This is a genomic window from Candidatus Saccharibacteria bacterium oral taxon 488, from assembly GCA_010202845.1.
GTDB lineage: Bacteria > Patescibacteriota > Saccharimonadia > Saccharimonadales > Saccharimonadaceae > Nanosynbacter.
On the sequence record CP047921.1, the window covers coordinates 354,473 to 374,017 of the forward strand.

Annotated in this window: 16 protein-coding genes and 1 pseudogene; 6 read left to right on the plus strand and 11 right to left on the minus strand. The window is 54.3% G+C overall.

The window, feature by feature from the left end:
- Positions 1-3 precede the first annotated feature (3 nt).
- Genes atpG through atpC form a run of 4 tightly spaced genes read left to right on the plus strand, consistent with a single transcriptional unit; the run spans position 4 to position 3,232 of the window.
- Positions 4-885 (plus strand): ATP synthase F1 subunit gamma, encoded by an 882-nt coding sequence (gene atpG / locus GWK78_01815; protein QHU93764.1) that lies wholly within the window; start codon positions 4-6, stop codon positions 883-885.
- The gene (locus GWK78_01820) at positions 882-1,391 is read left to right on the plus strand and encodes a hypothetical protein (GenBank protein ID QHU93765.1); all 510 of its coding nucleotides are present in this window, start codon (positions 882-884) and stop codon (positions 1,389-1,391) included. The genes atpG and GWK78_01820 overlap by 4 nt, the downstream gene beginning before the upstream one ends.
- Positions 1,384-2,802 carry a F0F1 ATP synthase subunit beta gene (atpD, locus tag GWK78_01825; GenBank protein ID QHU93766.1) on the plus strand — a complete coding sequence of 473 codons (1,419 nt, stop codon included), beginning with the start codon at positions 1,384-1,386 and terminating at the stop codon, positions 2,800-2,802. The genes GWK78_01820 and atpD overlap by 8 nt, the downstream gene beginning before the upstream one ends.
- 4 nt (positions 2,803-2,806) lie before the next feature.
- Positions 2,807-3,232 carry an ATP synthase F1 subunit epsilon gene (atpC, locus tag GWK78_01830; protein QHU93767.1) on the plus strand — a complete coding sequence of 142 codons (426 nt, stop codon included), beginning with the start codon at positions 2,807-2,809 and terminating at the stop codon, positions 3,230-3,232.
- 93 nt (positions 3,233-3,325) lie between these two features.
- Here the strand turns inward: atpC and GWK78_01835 are convergent, their stop codons facing one another.
- From GWK78_01835 to GWK78_01845, 3 genes and pseudogenes are all read right to left on the minus strand, one after another.
- Entirely contained in the window at positions 3,326-3,736 is a 411-nt protein-coding gene (locus GWK78_01835) for a hypothetical protein (GenBank protein ID QHU93768.1), read from the minus strand.
- Between the two features lie 923 nt (positions 3,737-4,659).
- A pseudogene (locus GWK78_01840) lies at positions 4,660-5,379 on the minus strand (tRNA-dihydrouridine synthase).
- Between the two features lie 712 nt (positions 5,380-6,091).
- Positions 6,092-9,565, minus strand: coding sequence for a UvrD-helicase domain-containing protein (locus GWK78_01845; GenBank protein QHU93769.1), 3,474 nt, complete (start codon positions 9,563-9,565; stop codon positions 6,092-6,094).
- A gap of 55 nt (positions 9,566-9,620) precedes the next feature.
- On the opposite strand from GWK78_01845, the gene GWK78_01850 reads away from it, so the two are divergent.
- Positions 9,621-10,097, plus strand: a complete 477-nt coding sequence (locus tag GWK78_01850; GenBank protein QHU93770.1) for a hypothetical protein — start codon at positions 9,621-9,623, stop codon at positions 10,095-10,097.
- Positions 10,097-12,544: an HAD-IC family P-type ATPase gene (locus GWK78_01855; protein ID QHU93771.1), complete on the plus strand. Its 2,448-nt coding sequence runs from the start codon at positions 10,097-10,099 to the stop codon at positions 12,542-12,544. The genes GWK78_01850 and GWK78_01855 overlap by 1 nt, the downstream gene beginning before the upstream one ends.
- Before the next feature lie 174 nt (positions 12,545-12,718).
- Here the strand turns inward: GWK78_01855 and GWK78_01860 are convergent, their stop codons facing one another.
- The 8 genes from GWK78_01860 to GWK78_01895 form a co-directional block, all read right to left on the minus strand.
- On the minus strand, positions 12,719-12,997 hold the full coding sequence (locus GWK78_01860; protein ID QHU93772.1) for a hypothetical protein: 279 nt from the start codon (positions 12,995-12,997) through the stop codon (positions 12,719-12,721).
- A 247-nt stretch (positions 12,998-13,244) separates the two neighbouring features.
- A complete protein-coding gene (locus GWK78_01865; protein QHU93773.1) occupies positions 13,245-14,156 on the minus strand; it encodes a hypothetical protein in 912 nt (303 codons plus the stop codon).
- A 69-nt stretch (positions 14,157-14,225) separates the two neighbouring features.
- The gene (locus GWK78_01870) at positions 14,226-14,465 is read right to left on the minus strand and encodes a hypothetical protein (protein QHU93774.1); all 240 of its coding nucleotides are present in this window, start codon (positions 14,463-14,465) and stop codon (positions 14,226-14,228) included.
- Between the two features lie 225 nt (positions 14,466-14,690).
- Positions 14,691-15,671, minus strand: coding sequence for a hypothetical protein (locus GWK78_01875; GenBank protein ID QHU93775.1), 981 nt, complete (start codon positions 15,669-15,671; stop codon positions 14,691-14,693).
- Positions 15,672-15,713: 42 nt separating this feature from the next.
- On the minus strand, positions 15,714-17,687 hold the full coding sequence (locus tag GWK78_01880) for an FtsX-like permease family protein (GenBank protein ID QHU93776.1): 1,974 nt from the start codon (positions 17,685-17,687) through the stop codon (positions 15,714-15,716).
- Positions 17,680-18,561 (minus strand): ATP-binding cassette domain-containing protein, encoded by an 882-nt coding sequence (locus tag GWK78_01885; protein QHU93777.1) that lies wholly within the window; start codon positions 18,559-18,561, stop codon positions 17,680-17,682. The genes GWK78_01880 and GWK78_01885 overlap by 8 nt, the downstream gene beginning before the upstream one ends.
- A 37-nt stretch (positions 18,562-18,598) precedes the next feature.
- Positions 18,599-19,216 carry a recombination protein RecR gene (recR, locus tag GWK78_01890; GenBank protein QHU93778.1) on the minus strand — a complete coding sequence of 206 codons (618 nt, stop codon included), beginning with the start codon at positions 19,214-19,216 and terminating at the stop codon, positions 18,599-18,601.
- Entirely contained in the window at positions 19,216-19,506 is a 291-nt protein-coding gene (locus tag GWK78_01895; GenBank protein QHU93779.1) for a YbaB/EbfC family nucleoid-associated protein, read from the minus strand. Before GWK78_01895 ends, recR begins: the two co-directional genes overlap by 1 nt.
- Positions 19,507-19,545: the final 39 nt, after the last annotated feature.

Here is a 19,545-nt window from a genome sequence, read left to right on the forward strand (position 1 = left end):
TCCATGCCGAGTACTCGTGCGCTGAAAAATCGCATTCGCTCGGTGGATTCGACCAAGCAAATCACCAAGGCGATGCAGCTCGTAGCCGCTAGCAAGATGCGTCGTTCGCAAGAAGCGGACAAGGCCTCGGCTCCCTACACTATGGCAGCCGAGGAGCTGCTGAGCTACTTGGCCAGCCAGGGTGCAACTGATAATCACCCACTGTTTAAGCGCCGCAAAATTACCAAGCGTCTAATTATCGTCATTGCCAGCGACAAAGGCCTAGCCGGCGCATATAACACCAATGTCCTGAAGAAATATCTGGAGTTACTGAAGCGTGATGATGAGCGCGGCATCGAGAACTTGACCTTGACCATCGGCCGTCGGGCTTCGCAATTTGCCTCGCGTCTGAAGGATACGAAGATTATCGGTACGTACGAAGATTTGCCAGATCAGCCGTCGGGACTGACCTTTCATACGATTTTGAACACCGCCATCAGTATGTTTGAAAATGGCGAGGTTGATGCGGTGACGCTGGTGTACACGCGGTTTGTCAATAGCATGGTGCAGACAGCGGAGCTGTCGCGCTTGCTGCCGGCGGGCACCAAGGCACTGATTGATCCGAGCGAGGTCTCGAACACGGTTTCTGATGCCAAGTACGAGCCGAGCATCCCGGAAGTGCTGGACGCCGTGGCGAATCGTTTGACGGGCGCGCGATTGCTGCAGGCGTTGCTGGACGCTCGCGCCAGTGAGCACTCTATGCGGATGATGGCTATGAAGAATGCGACGGACAATGCGTCTGATCTGGTGGATGACTTGACGCTAGCGATGAACAAAGCCCGCCAAGGTGCGATCACCCAGGAATTGGCAGAAATTTCTGGCGGCGTGGAGGCGATGGAACAATGAGTGTGTATTTTGCTTGCTACGATGAAGATCAGCTCTCAGGAAAAGTATCCTTGCGCACTGAAGCTATCCAGCGAACTAAACGGGGTATTTTGGATAAAAATTTAACAATTGATAGAATCATTACTTCACCGCTTCTTGTTGCAAGGGCTGCCGCTAAGGAAATAGCTCAAACGGCTGGATCCGATGATGTACAAATTAGTTTTGATGAGCGATGGCTGGATTTTGATATCGACGCACTAATGTACTGGTTGAGAAATGGGTGGCACGGTAAATCCCCGAGACCAGAGCGTGAGCTCAGGCCGCTAGATAAGATATTAACAACTATCACATCTGCCTATGAGGATGTAGTTCGTTTTCCCGGAGTTACTCTCATCATTAGCAATAGCGAGGTGTATAAATTTTTGCAAGCATATATACAGAGATTATCTATTGATGAAGTGGCATCGCTAAAAGGTATTAAGAATGGCGAGATAATCGAGATAGTAAAAGGAGGAATTGATGAGTAAAATACTAGGAAAAATTATTCAAATCGTTGGCGTGGTGGTCGATGTGGAGTTTCCGCGCGACGTTAAATTACCGGCAATTTATGACGCGTTGCATGTCAAGAATGGTAAAGAGACGTTGGTTTTGGAGGTAGCGCAGCACCTTGATGAGCACACGGTGCGAACGATTGCCTTGTCGTCGACTGACGGCTTGGCTCGCGGTGCGGAAGTGGTGGCGACCGGTGCGCCGATTTCTGTGCCGGTGGGCGCCGAGACTCAGGGGCGCATGTTCAACGTGGTTGGTGAAGCGATTGACGAAAAGCCACAACCAAAGGGCAAAACCGCGCCGATTCACCGCCCTGCTCCGGATCTGAGCGAGCAATCGAACAAGACGGAGATTTTGGAAACTGGTATCAAGGTTGTTGACCTGATCGCGCCGCTGGCCAAAGGTGGTAAAGCCGGCCTGTTCGCCGGTGCTGGTGTCGGTAAAACCGTCCTGATCACCGAGTTGATCAACAACATTGCCAAGTTCCATTCTGGTAACTCGGTATTTGCTGGTGTTGGTGAGCGTACCCGCGAAGGAAATGACCTCTACTATGAGATGGAAGAAGCTGGCGTGCTGGACAAAACGTCGCTGGTGTTTGGTCAGATGAATGAGCCGCCTGGAGCACGTCTACGCGTGGCATTGTCGGGTTTGGCGATGGCTGAAGCCTTCCGTGACGAAGGTAAGGACGTGCTGCTGTTTATCGATAATATTTACCGCTACACCCAGGCTGGTGCTGAGGTGTCGGCACTGCTTGGTCGTCTGCCAAGCGCCGTGGGATATCAGCCAAACTTGCAGCAGGAAATGGGTGCTCTCCAGGAGCGCATCACCTCGACGAAAAAGGGTTCGATTACCTCTGTTCAGGCGGTGTATGTGCCAGCCGATGACTTGACCGACCCAGCGCCGGCCACGACCTTCGCCCACCTGGACGCGACCATCGTGATGAACCGTGCCTTGACGGAAATTGGTATCTATCCGGCTGTGGATGTGCTAGATTCGAGCTCTAATTCACTGGATCCAGAAATCGTTGGTGAGGAGCACTACCGCGTGGCGCGCGAAGTGCAGCGAGTATTGCAGCAGTACAAGGAACTACAGGATATCATCGCCATCCTCGGTATGGAAGAATTGTCAGACGACCAGAAGCAAATCGTCGCTCGGGCTCGCCGTATCCAGCGCTTCCTGGCGCAGCCGTTCCACGTGGCCGAGAAATTTACCGGCAACCCTGGCGTGTACGTCAAGTTGGAAGACACCATTCGCGACGCGGCCGACATCTTGGCTGGTAAATACGATGACAAGCCAGAAAGCTGGTTCTACATGGTGCAAGGCACGTTGAGCGACCAAGTAGCTCGCGACGCCGAAAGTGCAAAGCAACCAGAGGTGAAGAAGGACTAGCCTGATGAATTTGAAGCTGGTAACGCTCGGTGGTGTCAAACTGGAAGAAGCGATCTATTCGGTGACCATTCCGACGATTGATGGCGAAATTTCGGTGCTGCCGAGTCACGAGCCGCTGGTGACGGTGGCCAAGGACGGCGTGATTACCGTGCGCCGGCGCCAAGAAGACCCCGACAATCAGTTGGAGTATTTCGCGATCTCCGGCGGCGTGGTGAAAATTGATTATTCATCGGTGCAGATCCTGGTGGACGAGGCTGACCATGGCGACGACATCATCGAGGCGGAAACTCAGGCGGCCCTAGAGCGCGCCATCAAAGCCCGCGACGAAGCCGGTGACCAAGTCGAGCGCGAGAAAGCCAAACAGCTCATCGACCGGCACATGGTGCGGCTCAAGGTTGCAGATTTGCATCGGCGTAAGCGACGACGCTAGGTTTGAAATGTAAGAAAATAAGATCTCCCGATGATAGGAGATCTTATTCTTATATCGAGCCAGGTGAGGATCGGAAGGTATTATTCTAATCGTTTACAGACCTGCCAACAAATCATTGGTGATATGGTATATATTATTTTGTTGCTTTTTTGATAATGCGCCAGCAACTAGCGATAAGTATGGGTCAAAAAAATATGTCTTAATACACTCACTACTTGGCATTGAAGTAATATAATCAGGTAATGTTCCCATATACCAATCCATATCATCAATAATGCCGCGACAGCTTTTGTCGAAATAAGAGGAAGTAAGGTCTATTGCTCGCACGTCCCCTGTCTTTGTATGAAATGCGGTATTTTTAATTTGTGCGTCACCGTGGGCAACTCCTGATTTATGTAGTTTCGCGAGTGTTGTTGCTCCTATGAGTAGGACGCGTTGTATTTTTTCAGGATCATCTGTACGATCCGTAATTGTGTCACAACTTACGACATCACCCTCAAACATTGATATTGTATGTATAGAATTCCTGTCTGGTAGAAATCCCAGCGGCTGATATGGCCTAATGTACCCTTCACTAGTAAGCCGCTGTGTAATACAGAATTCCGAGAGCGCAGAGGCGGCATTGCAGTGAGGCTTAAGAGCTACAGGTATGTCCGTATTACCTGTTGATATCTTTCCGAATCTGACACCACTCGTGGTGTCATGTCGTCCTATAGAATACTCTTCAATGGGAGTAAATGTCAATTTTTGACCACAGCTGACATTACTTAGCGGTGTATCATATGCTACAAGGAGTTGTCCGTTAGGCGTATTCTCTATCGCTGTACGCAGTTTTCGCTTTGGTTGACTTTGAGGGAGTGTGTCGTATACGCGTATCTCTGAAGGTAACATTATCACATTATATCATAATATTTGTATTTTTCAAGTATCTGGCGGACGTCGTCGGTGCTGGTGGTGTGCATCAACTGTTCGCGCAGTTCCTTGGCGCCATCAAAGTCGCGGATGTAGATTTTGAAGAAGCGTTTGAGGGTTTCGAAGGGGCGGCCGAGAGTTGGTTGATAGCGGTCAAAGAGATCGAGGTGGTAGTGTAATAAGGCGATTAGTTCAGTTTTACGGGTGGTAATGGATAGTTCTGCTCCCTCGGAGTGTTCTTTACGGATGGCTTCGCTCGCCTCTCGGACATCGTCAGAAAAGCCGGGGTCACCAGCGCCACGCTCCTGCGCTGGAGTACTCTTTTCGCTTGCATCTCCACTGGAGATACTACGCGAGCGTTCGGCTGAAACGTCCGCTCCTCGCGAACGTTTCACAGCCTCCAGCGCAGAAGGTGTCGCTGGCGCTGGTGTATCTGACGTGAGTGGCGTCTCAGAAAAAATCTGGGATTGTCTCGGGTCCCGGATTGTTTTATGAGATACCGCTCGAGATGCTCGAAAACAAAACGGATCGCTGAAAATGCCCCGCCCGATCATGACGCCGTTGATGCCGGGATGTTGACGGACTAGCTCTAGACCATGGGTTCGGTTGCGGATATCGCCGTTGATAGTTAGTAAAGTTTGTGGGGCGATTTCATCGCGTAGTTTGATGATGTCGTTGATGAGCTCGTAATGCGCTGGGACTTTACTCATTTCTTTTTTGGTGCGTAGGTGGATGGTTAGGTTGGCGAGGTTTTGCGTGAGTAAGGTGCTAAGCCATTCGCGCCATTCGTCGATATAAGTATAGCCCAGCCTGGTTTTAACGCTGACTGGCAATCCAGCAGTTTTAGCAGCGGCAATGGCGGCGACCGCTACGTCGGGCTGGCGGATCAGTGCCGCTCCCCCGCTTTTGATGGCGGATTTGGCGGGACAACCCATGTTGATGTCAATGCCGTCAAAGCCGAGCTCCATGCAGTGAGCGGCAAATTGTTCCATGTCGCCCGGCTCACCGCCCCAGATTTGGGCGACCAGCGGATGCTCATCGTCGGTCTTGACGAGCCGCCCAGCGATGGCCTTGTCGCCAGCGTGCACCCAGCCAGTTGCATTGGCAAACTCGGTGAAAAACACGTCGGGCGCGCCCGCCTGTTTCACGACATGGCGAAACACCACGTCCGTGACGGCTTCCATGGGTGCCAAGATGAAAAATGGCTGCGGTAGATTGTCCCAAAATGATGTCATCTCTGTTATTTTACCACAAAAAGGAAAATCCCCTCACTCTCGCCATTGAGAATGAGGGGTGTTGGCGGGTTCAAGCGGTTCTGCTCGGAGTTAATCTCAACGTTGAGAAAAGCTACCACGAGTGAATCTCGCGAGCCCGGGAGGGAGAGATGACACGCCATTGTGCCATCTCAGTGGATGTGACGGGACTTGAACCCGCAAGGCGCATCGGTTTTTAAGACCTTGCCTTCTTACCTAGCACACCCTGTGATTCTTTTCCGGATTACCGGTCGGCGAATCAAGCCGGGGGCGGACGGACGCCCTTTTGCTGACGCGGGGTCAGCGGGTTTCGGGGTCGCACAAACCCCGACCGTCACAATATAATAGCTAGTTCATCTTACCACACGCGTGGCAAGCCCACGAGTTTCCCCGTGGGACCGAGCTAATGTTATTTTTCTGGGAGCAGTGCTTACACCGCACCCAGATTGGGTTCGTCCAGCCTGACGCACTAGACGAGCCTTCGTAGTTGCCGAACAAGGGTTTTCACCCCCTCCCCGCCGCGGTTGCGGCGATAGAAAAGAGCTAATCCTCTTATCAGACCATGCCTTTGTGCGAAGCATAGTCAGGGCTTGGTATTATTCGCAATACCTCGCCAGTATTAGCTCCGTGAACAAAAGCAAGTATATATATATCAATAATAGCAAGCCATGTCAATAGTTTTTGTCAAGATTACCTACGCTACCTCTGTTAATAAATCCTCCTCAAACTGCAGCATCCCCTTATAATCCGCTGAATACCCAGAGATATCCGGTAGTTCCAGCATGGTGATTTTCCGCCAGACGACATTGATTAGCCGGGCAAATTCAGCCAATTCCTCCTTAGAGAACGTGTCCTCCAGGCTGAGGATGCCGCCAGTTTTCATGTCCGGCTCGACGAATTGCAGGCGGGCGCCGGTGAAGGTGAAATTGCCATAATCGCGTGATGACGTGACTAAGAGTTGATAAAACATCAGCTGCTGGCGGTATTTGTGGAGCTTGATTCTTTCGTAATCAGACGCGCCCTTCCAGGAGTGCGATGGCTTGCCGGTCTTGTAATCGGTCACGAATATGGTTTTATTATTCTTATCAATATCAGCGACGTCCAGCTTGCCGGTCAGGCGCGCGCCGCTAACGACGACGCCTTGATGAGCGAAATCGAGTTCCGCGAGCTCCGTGTCACGAAAATCAGACGATTTGGCGTCCAGAAACGCCGTCAGCGCCGCCGTGCCTTTGTCTAGATATAGCTCGAAATCGTCGGGCAGCAGGTGCTGGGTCTCGAGCGATGTGCGGAAATGTTGGAGGATGCGCTCGGCAGGCGGCAGGCGGTGGTCAGCGCCTAGCAGATTGTGCAGCTGCTGGAGACTGGCGTGAATGGCGGTGCCGTAGCTGGCGGCGGGATTTTTGGCGGACGGAAAGCGCAGCAGATTATTCAACAAAAAGTTCTGCGGGCCGCCGCGCGAGACGTCGAGGAAGTTATTCAGATGCGTAATGGAAAGTTTGTAGGTTTCTAAGGTCGGCGCTAGTACATCCTTGAGCTCCGCGGTAATCGGCGCGCTCAGCCGCGTGCTCCAGTCGGTTTGCGCCATAGTGATTTGCGCCGCGGGCGTGTCGGCGGCGGGGATAATCGTCGGTGTGTGGGCGGTCAGGAAGCTGGCGATCATGGTGTCGCTACCGGCGTCGTTGGTCTGGGAATAGGTCATGGTCAGGGTGGTCTTGGCGCGGGTCATCGCTACGAAAAATAGCCGCAGCCGCTCGTCGTAGCTGGCGCCGGCGGGCTGGAGCTGGAGGTTGGCGGGATAGCGAATCAGCCGCGAGCGCGAGCGGACTTTCTCGCCCCACGCGCTGTCGATTGCCCCAATGACGAAAACGTGCGGGAACTCCAGGCCTTTGGATTTGTGGGCGGTCATCAGGTTGATGGCGCCACCGAGGGTGCTGGCCTGGGGACGGATGTATGTCAGGCGGGTTTTGGTCGAGCGGTGCAGGTCGATGAACTCTAAAAAGTCCGCCAGCGTCGGTATTGCGTCGGTGACGCGGTCGCGTAATTTTTGGCGCAGTGTGCGCAGGCTCTCGAGCGTGGTTAGATAGGCGTCGGGGTTTTGGGCGAGGTTATCGGGCGAGAAGTAGTGGGCGGCGAGAGAGGCGGGCGAGGAGCTTTCCTCAAAGCTCCGTACAGCGATTGCAGCCCGAGCGTCCCTGGACGCCCGGCGCGTAAAGAGGAGCTTTGAGGAAAGTTCCTCGCCGGTTGATTGCAATCGCTGTACGGAGTCGATTGGAGTAATTCCGGCGTCTATCTCCAATCCCAACAACTTGTCCAACTGCTCCTCCAGCGGCAGATTTGGTACGTCCTTTGCCCGCTCCAGCAGCCACTCGCCAAACGGCCGAAAGGTGCTGTTCGCCAGCATACTCTCCAGCCACAGCTGCCGATTTTTATAGGCATGGAGGCTGAGCTGCCAGATATCCAGCGCCGAAAAGCCGAACGCCGGATGAGCGATGAACTCTGGCAGCAGGCTGTTAGCGACATCGAGATTATTCTGATGAATCGCCACGACGACCCGCGCCAGCTTGTCCAGCGCCTGAATGATATCTTGCTCTAAAATATCGTCGTGCCGCTCGTAATTGACAGCCAGATTCTGGCGGTACAGATATGGCAGCAGCTCGATCAGCTCCTTGTGATGGCGGGCGATGACGGTGATGTGCGCTGGGTCTTCGCCGCGTTTGATCAGTTCGGCAATTTGCCGGGCCACCCCTGCCCGTTCCTCGCTTACCGAGGCAAATTCCTGGATTTCAACCCGCGCGCCGCTACCAGACGCGTGCGCGGTCAATTGCTTTGACAAGCCGTCAATGGTGTTTTCTAAGCGATCCATCCCTTGGGTGATCACTCCGCGCGCCGCCGTCAAGATGTCAGCCGCCGAGCGGTAATTATCCGCCAGCACGATGATTTTCGGATCGTGGTACTGCTGGCGGAAGCGCTGGATATTGCCAACATCGGCGCCTTGAAAACTGAAAATCGCCTGATCATCGTCGCCGACAGCCATGATGTTGGGATTGTCCTCATCGCCAGTCAGGTCAAATAACAGACGCAGCTGCGCCAGGTTGGTGTCCTGAAATTCGTCGACCATGATGAATTGATATTGCTCCTGGAGGTTGGCGCGCAGTTCGGGGTGGGACTCGCAGGCTTGAATGACGGACAAAATCATGTCGTCGTAATCAAACAGCGAGCGCTCGGCCAGCACGTCACCATATGCTTCGTAGACGTCAATGGCGGCGGATAGTTTCTCGCTGGCGGCAAAATCTTTCAGGATGAACTCGCCGGCGGCGTTCTTTTCGCACCACTTGTTTTTCCAAGCGGTCAGCGGCTTGGTGGAGTTGGCGTCGATGGCCTCTTGGGCCGCGTGAGCGATGCTGAGCGCCAGAACTTGGGCGTACGGGGTGATGGAGGACGGCAAATTGGCAGAGGTTTGGGCGGTGATCGCAGTGTTATTTGGCGCTGAGCTGGCGGTATCTCCAGAGGGTTCTGTGATGCCTCCCTCGCCGATTCTCTCGGCAATCTTCTCTGCCAGCGGCGCAAATAACTCAACGGTTTTTTTAGAAATCTTGGCCGCAAATACCTGCTGAATGTCGGAGGCAATGCCAGCGATGACACGCTGATTATCCGCCGTAATCGCCCGCAGTTCCGCCGGCGTGAGGCCGCTCTGCTTGAACTCAGAAATAACTCGGATTAGCTCGCTAGTGTAGACGAACTCGCCGTTGTTTTTAACGCTCAGCGGATTACGCCAATCAAGTCCCTCGAGAATTTCCGTCACAATTTGGTGCTGCGTCAGCTCATCCGCCGGCTGAGCGTCAGCGCCGTGAAAAAAATACTGCCGGTGCTGATTGATAATCTCCGTGCCGAAGCTGTGAAAGGTGTGAATGGCGATTTTATAAGCGTCCTCGCCGATGATCTGGCGCAGGCGCAGGCGCATGTTGGCGGCGCCGCTCTCGGTAAATGTCAGGCACAAAATACTGTCCGGCAGCGTGTCAGTCTGGCGCAAAATCTGGGCGGTGCGCATGCTCAGCAGCTCGGTCTTGCCCGTACCCGGCCCGGCGATCACCAGGAGCGAGCCGTGAATATAGTCAACTGCCTGGCGCTGATTGGCGTTCAGCTTGGCGTAGCGAGTTTGAAAATCCATGAGTCAATTGTAGCACGCTGGCACAGGCGCTGGTAACAATGGTAAAATAGTAGGTATGCACGATGAACGGGCACTCGCGGCGCTGATTGATGATCAGTTTGGACTGACGGTCGAGATCCAGTCGGTTGTGCTGCCGATGAGCGATGTCAGCCGTACGGCGCAGGCGACGGTGGTGCTTGATAGGACGGGTGAATTGTTGGCTTACATCACAGCGCGGGCCATCATGACGCTGGGCGATGTCAAGCGGTTGGTACGGCGAATGGGCTTGCGGCCAGAGCGATTCGTACCGCCAAAGCACCAGCCGAATTACTTTGACGATGTGGCGACCGAGAAGTTTCAGGCGGTTTTTCCGGGGATGAATGTGACTTCGCCGGATGACTTGATATATTATCGGACGCTGGTGTCGTATAATCCAGCCCTGGTCGTCATATCAGAGGTCAAGCGCGGCGAAATATATCAATTTGACCCGGACGCTCGCGGCGGCTATCGTGTCGGCGCGCGATTACATTACAAAAGGAGCGAGGCAATATAATGCGAGATTATCTGGATATTATCAAGAGAAATTTACTGTCGCCGATTGTGCTGGCGATTTTCTTGCTGGCCGGGGCGCTGATTTATGTGCGTGAGTACCGGGACGCTTGGTTTATCTCGGTGGTGATCGTGGTCAATTCGCTGATCGGCATCGTTCAGGAAATTCGTGCCAAGCGGGTGCTGCATCGGCTGGAGCTGATGAGCGCGCCTCGGGCGCGGGTGCTGCGTGATAGCCAGGCGGTGGAGGTGCCGTATGATTCGCTGGCGGTTGGCGATGAGATTATCCTACAGGCTGGCGATGAGCTGCCGGCGGACGCGGCAGTGACGGTGTCGAAGGGCTTGGAACTGAATGAAAGCATGCTAACTGGCGAGTCGGCGGCGGTTGAGAAAGCGGTTGGCGATACGGTGCTGGCGGCGACCACGGTACTGGCGGGCGAAGGTACGGCGCGGGTCACGGCGGTCGGCGACCAGACGAAGGCCGGCGCCATCAGCCAAGTCCTCAAGCGCTACAAACCGGAATTGACACCGCTGCAGGTGGCGATTTGGCGAGCAATCACCTTCTTGACATACGGCGCAATTGTGTTAGCGATATTGATTTTTACCGTGTATTATTTCTCGGGCGATGACGTGGTGATTATCCTCAAGACGATTACTTCGGCGGCGGTAACGGTGGTGCCAGAGGGGCTGCTGCTGGCTAGTTCCCTGCTGCTGGCGTTCGGCTCGCTGCGGCTGGCGCAGGCCAAGGTGCTGCCGCAGAAATTGGCTGCGATTGAGGCAATGGCGCTGCTGAATTTGCTAGCGGTGGACAAGACCGGCACGCTGACCAGCGACGAGGTGACGCTGGAGCGGGTGGTGGCGTTTGATGAGATGATGCCGGCAAATTCGATCACGGATACCTCAGAAAAATCCGCATCCCAAGCGACCGCAGACAGCCCAGCGTGTAGATTTTCGGAGATAAAACTATCTGAAGCTGCTTCGGACGTTGCCGAGCTAGCTGCCCTCGTTGCCCATGAAACCAGCGGCGGCAATATCACCGGGCAAGCGATCCTCGCAGAAATCACGCCGCCCAAGCACGCGGAAATCATCAAGGTAATGGCTTTTTCTTCGGCGCGCAAGATGGCGGGCGTTCGGGCCAAGGTCGACGGCACGGTGCGGACACTGATGATGGGGGCGCCGGAGTTTGTAGCTAAATTAGCGCCGGTTGACGCTATGACGCAGCGCCAGCTGGACGAGTGGGCGGACAGCGGACTCAGGGTGCTGATGCTGGCGGAATTTGATGATGAAACGACGAAATTAAAGGATTTGCCAGATAGTTCTGGGCGGGCGATTGGCGCGGTGATTTTGCGTAATTCCCTGCGCGACGGCGTGATTGATACGGTCAAGTTCCTCCAGGAGCAAGGCGTGGTCATTCGCGTGATTTCCGGCGATAATCCGCGCACTGTTCGGCACATCGCGCGCCAGGTGGGTATCGCCAACCCAGATAAGGCCATCCTCGGCTCGGCGCTGGCGGGTCTCAGCGACAAGGCTTTTAACAAGGCGGCTGATGAACACACAATTTTTGCCCGCGTGCTGCCAGAGCAAAAGGAGCGGCTGATCGCTCATTTCAAGCAGTCCGGCAAGTTCACCGGCATGGTCGGCGACGGCGTCAACGATGCGCTGGCGCTGAAAAAATCCGACCTCGGCGTGGCGATGTATGCGGGTGCTCCGGCGTCGCGGCGGGTGGCGGACATAATTTTACTCAACAATTCGTTCACGTCCCTGCCGATCGGTATGAAGCTGGGTAATCGGATTATGCAAGCGATTGAAGTGATTGCTACCCTGTTCTTTCACAAGATTATTTACGGCGTGGTGTTGCTACTCAGTACCATGCTGGTCGGGCTGAATTATCCGTACGCGCCGCGACACATCACCTTTCTCAATATTTTCCTGGTGACCATGCCGACGATTATGTGGACGCTGTTTCCGCCGCGTCCGCGCCATCGGGTCAATCCGGCGTATTTCTGGCGAGACACCCTGCAGGCGGTGGCGCCAATCGCGCTACTAACGGGCCTGACGGTGGCCTTTACCTATTGGTCGGGTGTGACGCTGCATCCACATCAAGCGGCCGAGGCAGCGACGATGACGGTTCTGACAGCCACGTTCTTTGGGATTTATCTGGTGTTTTTGGTCGGGCCGATGCTCGGCGTAGTCCTCGACAAGCGGGCGCACCTGGCGCGGACGCTGTATATGGCGGGGGTGCTGTTCGTGACCTTGGTGAGCTTTGGTATCGAGCCACTCAGGCAGTTCTTTGACTTTACTATGCCAAATATCACCCTGCTCTGGCCGGGCATCGCCGTAGTCGTTCCCGTCGCCCTGGCCCAGTGGTGGCTGGCTCGCCGTGCTGGTCGGAAGTTCGCTGATATGGTAGAGGCGGCCGACGAGCGGACGAAGACGAACCGCCCAGAATGAGCGGGCGAATAGGTCTCTAATTAGTAACACAACTATCTCCAATGAAAATAGCCCACCGAATGAGCTCAAGCTGTATGCGGGTTTATTCAACCCGAGAGATAGAAATCCTACCTCAATCAGATTGAGCGCATACGGCGGGCTATTTTCGGTGGGCGTTTAGCCCATTGGTTTAGTTTAAGAGATCTTCCTCCTCCCATATTCAATTCTCCCAAAGAGAGACCACACGAGCAGGACCACGACGGCCACCTCCCCCGCTACGAGGAATGCCAGGGTCTCTTGGCCCCATCGATACTTGCCCTCGACACCGATCACCCATCCCGTAACATGGGTGACGATGGTGGCCACGTACAGCAGCGCCCCGGCCCAGAATGGGCCGGCCTGCATCACCACCGCGGCGACGACGGGAAGAATGATGACAAAAGAGATGAGAGCGATGATCTGCCAGCTGTTCACGGTAGATCCTTTCCGAGAAAAAGCTCAAAGCTAAAGGGCGACTTCCGCCCTTAAGACTATAGCCTTGAGCTAGAAGCTGATATATATATCACTAATAGAATAAAATGTCAATGGGTTTTGTCAAAAATGTGATATAATATCTTCTCTCACCCCTGTTATGATCATGGACAACTTTTTATAGAAAATAGTAACCGGTGTTTTCTGTGAGTGGCCGCCCCGCTCTCCCCGCGCTATGCTGGGTCGCTAATTATGATTCGCCTAGATCTTTCGCAGCGGAGATAGTCACCGTTATCGCTCTCAAAATCGTCCGCAAATTTGCAGCGGTGATGGCCTTCGTTAGCTCATGCTTTGTCAGCGGCGCGGCGGTTTTCTGGTAAAAATAAATTGGCGCGGGGTTGTAGAACGGGTCAGTTTTAAAGGCTTTGGCGAGGTTGTTCAGGCGGCTGGCATGCGGCGTAATGTCAAATGTTCGTAAATAGCTTTGTGCTGCTTTGCCCGCGCTTTGCCAATCGAAAGATTTTTTCACGGTGTAGGTTTGGCTGACCGAATTGCCGTCATGGTAGGCGGTGAATTCGCTATGGCTGGACGGATAGACTGGCGCTCTGTCAAAGCACACGCTGCGCACCAAGTCGAGTAGTATCGGGTACATGCAGAAAAGGGCGGCGGTTGCTTGCTCGCTGGCATCAGGGATTTCAATCGTCAGTGTAATATCTATAAAATCCTCCGGCTGGTAATCAATTTCTAGCGGTGGGTTTTTGGTTGATTTGATAGCTTTTTTAGGCTTGATGGAGCGGCGATCTGCGAAATCTTTTTGACAACGAGCCAGCTGTCTAAACAATTCCGCTTCATCCCAGATGACGACGCTTGCTTTCATCTCCGCCTCGATATGGGCGACGGATTCGCGAATCATGGATAGATCAAACGGCTTTACGTCAGCGATGACTTTTTCAAATAGCGTAATTGATTCGCCAGTAAAGAACGCGACGTCAAAAAACACGCTTGATTCAGACGTCGTGCCGTGCAATTCGCCAACAAAGGCGCGTTCGCCGTCGGACTTTTCTACCATCCGTAAGAACCGCCGAATAACCAAGTGCTCAAACAAATGACAGACATCATGGTCGACTGGCAGGTTGTAAGCGGAATATAGTTTGTGGATCATGGGTTTATTGTAGCAGATGAGTACCCCACCTCGGCAGTTTGGCACTACCGGGGCGGGTTTTTCTCGAACTCAGAAGCTCTTGAACGGAGCCTTGCTGTTCGAGGTTCCCGAGTCGCTACGGTTGGTCAGCGACCTGGGAGCGTCGGCCTTCGGGGTCGACGACTTGGAGGTGAGCATGCTGCTGATAGTGGTCTTCGGCAACGTGCTGGGAGAACCACCGAAGCCGAACCGCTGGCTACCGCTCTGGCTCAGGCTGTCGTGATGGTTCTTGTTGCTGTTCAATCCCTTTTGGGGACGTCCAGTTGCCATAGTAAACTCCTTTTGGAGTCGGGCGAGAATGGACCTTCTCGCAAACGGCACATTTGACACATGGCACGAGTCAAATGCGAACCCAGTGCGAAATTGCACGAAAGGCTGATATATATCAATACGAGAACAAAACGTCAAGGGTTTTTGTCAACAATGTGGTGTAATATTTCTATCACCCCCATTACGATCGCGGCGTGTTATATAGTAACCGTATAAGTTTTAGTCCTACTCTACTTCTCGCAAAGCTTTATCCGTCGCCGCCACCAATTCCCGCACGACTTCGTCATAATCCTCATACACGCGGAATCCTGCCGCGTACGGATGGCCGCCGCCGCCGAAGTAGCCAGCCACGATGTTGGCGATCGGTAGGTTACCGCGCAGGCGGGCGGTTAGTTTGCCGTCGGGGTAGGTTTTGATGACGCAGCTGAGCGCCACGCCCTCGACCAACCGCAGCTCGTCGCCGATCAGCGCGCCGGGGTTGTAGGCGTCGCTGTAGGCTTGAATTTCCTCGAACGGTACGTGCACCAGCGCCAATTGTCCGTCCAGTAAATATTCGATTCGCTCAATTAACTTACCTTTGTATGCCAGAATTTCCGGCGACTTTTTCATAAATTCGCGCCGCCGTTCTTCGATTTCGGCATTGGATGCGCCCAGCTCGGTCAATTCACCCGCCACGTGGAAGGTCGCCGCGGTGGTGTTTGGCGTGGTGAGGCCCAGGCTGTCAGACATGATGGCGATCAACAAATTCTCCGCCGCTTGCTGGTTGATAGCCCAGCCAGCGTGGGTGAATAATTGGTAGAGCAATTCCCCGGTCGCTACCACGGTTTCTGATAGCATGGTGTGTTCAAAACTCAGCGTCGGCTCGGCGGTGTGATGGTCGATAACTAGCACCGGATGCGTTTCCAAAAAATGCCGCACCCCCGGCGTCTCTAAGACCTTACTGAGCAAAATATCAGCGCTGGTATCCACGATAATAGCCAGGTCGGCGCGGGCTGGAAAATCACCAACTACCCGGTCCCAGCCGCGGATGTAGCGTAGGTATTTGGGGATATCGACCGGACAATACAGCGTCACGGTCTTGCCCAAATCACTCAGCACTTCCTCCAGTGCCAAGCTAGAACCCAGGCTGTCGCCATCGGGGTTTTCGGCCTGGATGATGACAAGGCTGTTGGCGGATTGGATGAGTTGCTGGGCGGTATTAAACATAGTCTTATTATAGCAGATGGGATTTTTGGTGGGGTGGCGGGGCTATTCGTCACGCATATCTTTAATCGGGTTGCGGCGGGTGTTGCGGATGAGCGGTATCAGGCACGCCAGCACAGCAGCAGCGATGATACTGAGGGCGACCGCGCCGATGATCATCCAGTCAATCGTCCAGAAATGGAAGGTTGTCGCCAAATCTTTCGGCGTCATGGCGATGCGCAGCGTCGCGGTGATTTGACTAGCCAGCAAATTGTCGGCGATATATACGACGATTAGTCCGGCGGCGATACTGAACAGCGCGGTGAGCAGCGCCACGATCATGGTGTAGACGAAATAAATTTGGCTAATATCAAGTCGCGTTGCTCCAAGCGCTCGAAAAACTGCGGATTCTTTGCGGCTGTCGGCGATGGTGCGGGAAATGATAATCAGCAAGATAAAGGCGGCGATGATCGTCACGCCGATGAATGTCCACATGATGATTGGCTTGAGGCGCTCCATGGCGTCGTAATTGACGAGCGAGTTGCTGCCGGTGGGCGATGCGAATACTACATAGTGCGGCAGGCAGATTGACTTATTAGACCTTTGGGTTTTGGAAGCTTCAACAGGTTCGGGCTGGGCGAATAAATCGGTGCCTCCTGTGCCGCCAGAAGCTCCTTCGCCGCAAGAAGCGGCTGCCAGGTAGCTGCGAGCTTTATTGGGGTCGCTGAATTCATAGATAGCCAGCGTCTCTTCCCTGTTGGCATTACCTTGATCATTGTTGGCGGTTTGAATAGTTGATTCAAGAGCTGTTTGCGCCGCGGTGGTCATTGAGCCGCGCGGCATGATCCAGGTGTATGACAGGCGGGCGCTTAAAAATTGCTGTAAGAAGCTGCCGATGTCGCTTTGGGCGGCTTCAATACCGTCCGGCATCAGGCCGACGACGCGGAAAGTAAATTTAGCCTGGGCAGGTTCGGGCTGGGCTGAGCCGAAAGTCTGATCAAAATAGCGCTGGTTGGCCTCGGTACGCTTGGCTTCGGCTGAACGATTATCCTTAACGACGGCCGGCGCAGCACAGGAATCGGCGGACGGCATGGCGTATTCGCGGTCTGGCTTGACATAATCGGCGGATGGTTTCTTAGCTTGATCGGCGGCAGCTTGGATTTGCCGTTTGGCGGTTTGTAGTAATTCTTGCGAAGCTGGGTTGCGATAACAGGCGCTGAATGTCAGCTGCCCGGCTTTTTGGCGCAATTCTTTGAGTCGTGCTAGTTGCGTATCATTGCTGGCATTTTTATCTAGCGGCTTGAGGCCAAGCAGCACTTCGGCGTCCTGGTAACGGATGATCAGCGGGATCTCATTGGGTTTGGCGCTGGCGCCAGCCAGCAAATATCCGCCTAGCAACGATTGGTCGATGGCGGTTATACTGCCGAATTGCTGTTTAAATTCTTCCAGCGGTGTCGGCTGGTTGTTCTGCTGGCGCTTGTCGTCAAACGACTCAATTCCCCGCTCCATATAATTTAGCATGCCATTGGCGGCGATTGACTGAATACTAAACTGCCGCACGGCGCCGCGGGTGCGGGCAAATTGCCACTGCGCGTCCGCTGTGAGGCGCGGTAATTTGGCGGTCTCCTGGCGAATAAGCCGCTGGACAATGACGCTCTGGTTGTTCGGGTACGGCGGGCTATCAGGAAACGATTGCATGATCGGCGGTTCGGATTTGGGGTCGTATGGCAGGCCGAGGCGGGCAGCCAGCGCTTGCTTGTCCTTGATCATTTGCGTGCGTTCGGCTTCGGCGCGGGCAGTTAGATTTGAGGTAAATTCAATATTATTTGGCCGAATGGCGGTTTGCGCTACTAAATAGCGGCTATTCAGGCTGCCTCGATCGAATTCCTCAATGCTCCGCTGAGCGCCCATTAGCATAGTCAGCCCCGCCAGCAGCGCTGCGAAAAGCAGCCCGGACACGACCACGGTGATGGACAAGCGAATACGCCGCACTCGGAGTTTGGTGCCAGCCAGCCGTAGCGAATCGGTGATTCTAAGCATCGGCTATCCTTCCGTCTTTCAGGCGGATTTCACGATCGGCTGCTGCGGCGATGTCTGGATTATGCGTAACGATAACGACCGTGGTGCCGAGTTCACGGCGGATTTGGTGAAATAGGTCGATGATGCGGTCGGAATTGGCGCTGTCCAGATTGCCTGTCGGTTCATCGGCGAGTAAAATATTCGGGCGATTGAATAAAGCGCGGGCGATGGCAGCGCGCTGAATTTGACCGCCGGAAAGTTCGCGCGGTAAATGGTGCATTCGGTCTGCTAGTCCGACCAATTTGGCGAGTTCCTGGGCGCGGGCGCGGCGCTGCTTGGGCTTGATGCGGGCAAACATGGCGGGGATTTCCAGATTGGCGGACAGAGTTAGGAATGGCTGCAGATAAAATGATTGGAAGACAAAGCCGATTTCACGCGATCGGAACCGCGACAGTTGCCGGTCGGACAAGTGGCTGAGCGGCTGGTCGTTAATGAGGATTTGACCAGCGGACGGCTTGTCGAGCCCGCCGATGAGCTGCAGTAAAGTACTTTTGCCCGAGCCGCTAGCGCCAGTGATGGCCACGAATTCGCCAGCGAAAATATCAAGGCTAACGCCGTCGAGCGCTGGAATGGTTTGGTGGCCGACGCGGTAAGATTTGGCGAGGTCGGTTACGGCGATATGGCAACGGTTGGAGCGTTTTGGCGCGGCAGCGGGCGGTGTCATAACCTTAGCGGCTGGGCTAGATTTGGCGGCTGGAGGTAAGTCAACTAAACCAGCTGACACCGCTGGCTGGGCAAAGTTACGGATCGCGTCAATCGCTTCCTCGACATCATCAAACTTTGCTATAAATGCCGCGATATCCTCGTCGCGCACCTTCCCCACCTCTGGTTTCATGGTTGTATTGTAGCAAAAGCAGGATGGCCTTAGCAAGCTATAATGTCCGCCGTCCCTCCAGCGCATGCGTCAGCGTGATTTGATCGGCGTATTCGAGGTCGACGCCGACGGGGATGCCGCGGGCAAGGCGCGAGATGGTGATGGTGAGGCCGGCCTCCTGGAGGTAGCGCTGCAAAAAGAGCGCGGTTGACTCGCCTTCGACCGACGCGTTGGTGGCGATGATTAATTCCTCGGCGTTATCATGCTTGATGCGCTCAATGAGCTCAGGGATGTGCAGCTGCTCCGGGCCGATGCCATCAATTGGCGAAATCGCGCCACCTAGTACGTGATAGGTGCCACTATACTGCCCCGTCCGCTCCAGCGCCACGATGTCCAGCGGCTCTTCAACCACGCAAATCAAGCGGCGATTGCGCGACTCGTCTTGATATAGCGGCGACACCTCTTGATCATGATCAATCAAGGCGAACGTGACCGGACAGGTTTTGACGCGTGTGTGCAGCCGGTTCAGTGCCCGCGCTAGCTGCTCAGCCCGTCTGGCGTCACGTCGGAGCACGGCATAGGCATAGCGTTCGGCGGTTCGCGGCCCGACACCGGGCAGCCCGCCAAACTCATCAATCAGCGTCGTCAGCGCCGCCGGCAAAATCGTCGGTTTCATTAGAACGGCAAGTTGCCCAGCCCGCCCATCAGCGGTTTCATCGTCTCGGCAGCAACTTCCTGCGCTTTGGCTAGACCGTCGCGAATTGCGATTTGGATCCAGTGCTCCAGCTGCTCGATATTATCGAGGTCAACCATCTTTGGATTAATCTTGATCGACTTAATTTTTAGCTCGCCGGTGATCTGAACGACCACCGCACCGTCGCCGGCCTCTACTTCAATGATTTCCTTGCCGAGTTGTTTCTGGGCCTTGCGCAGTTGCTGCAACATCTTGACTTGGTCAAACGCCATAATTATTGATTCCTCCTTGAATTTACTTTTTCATTATAC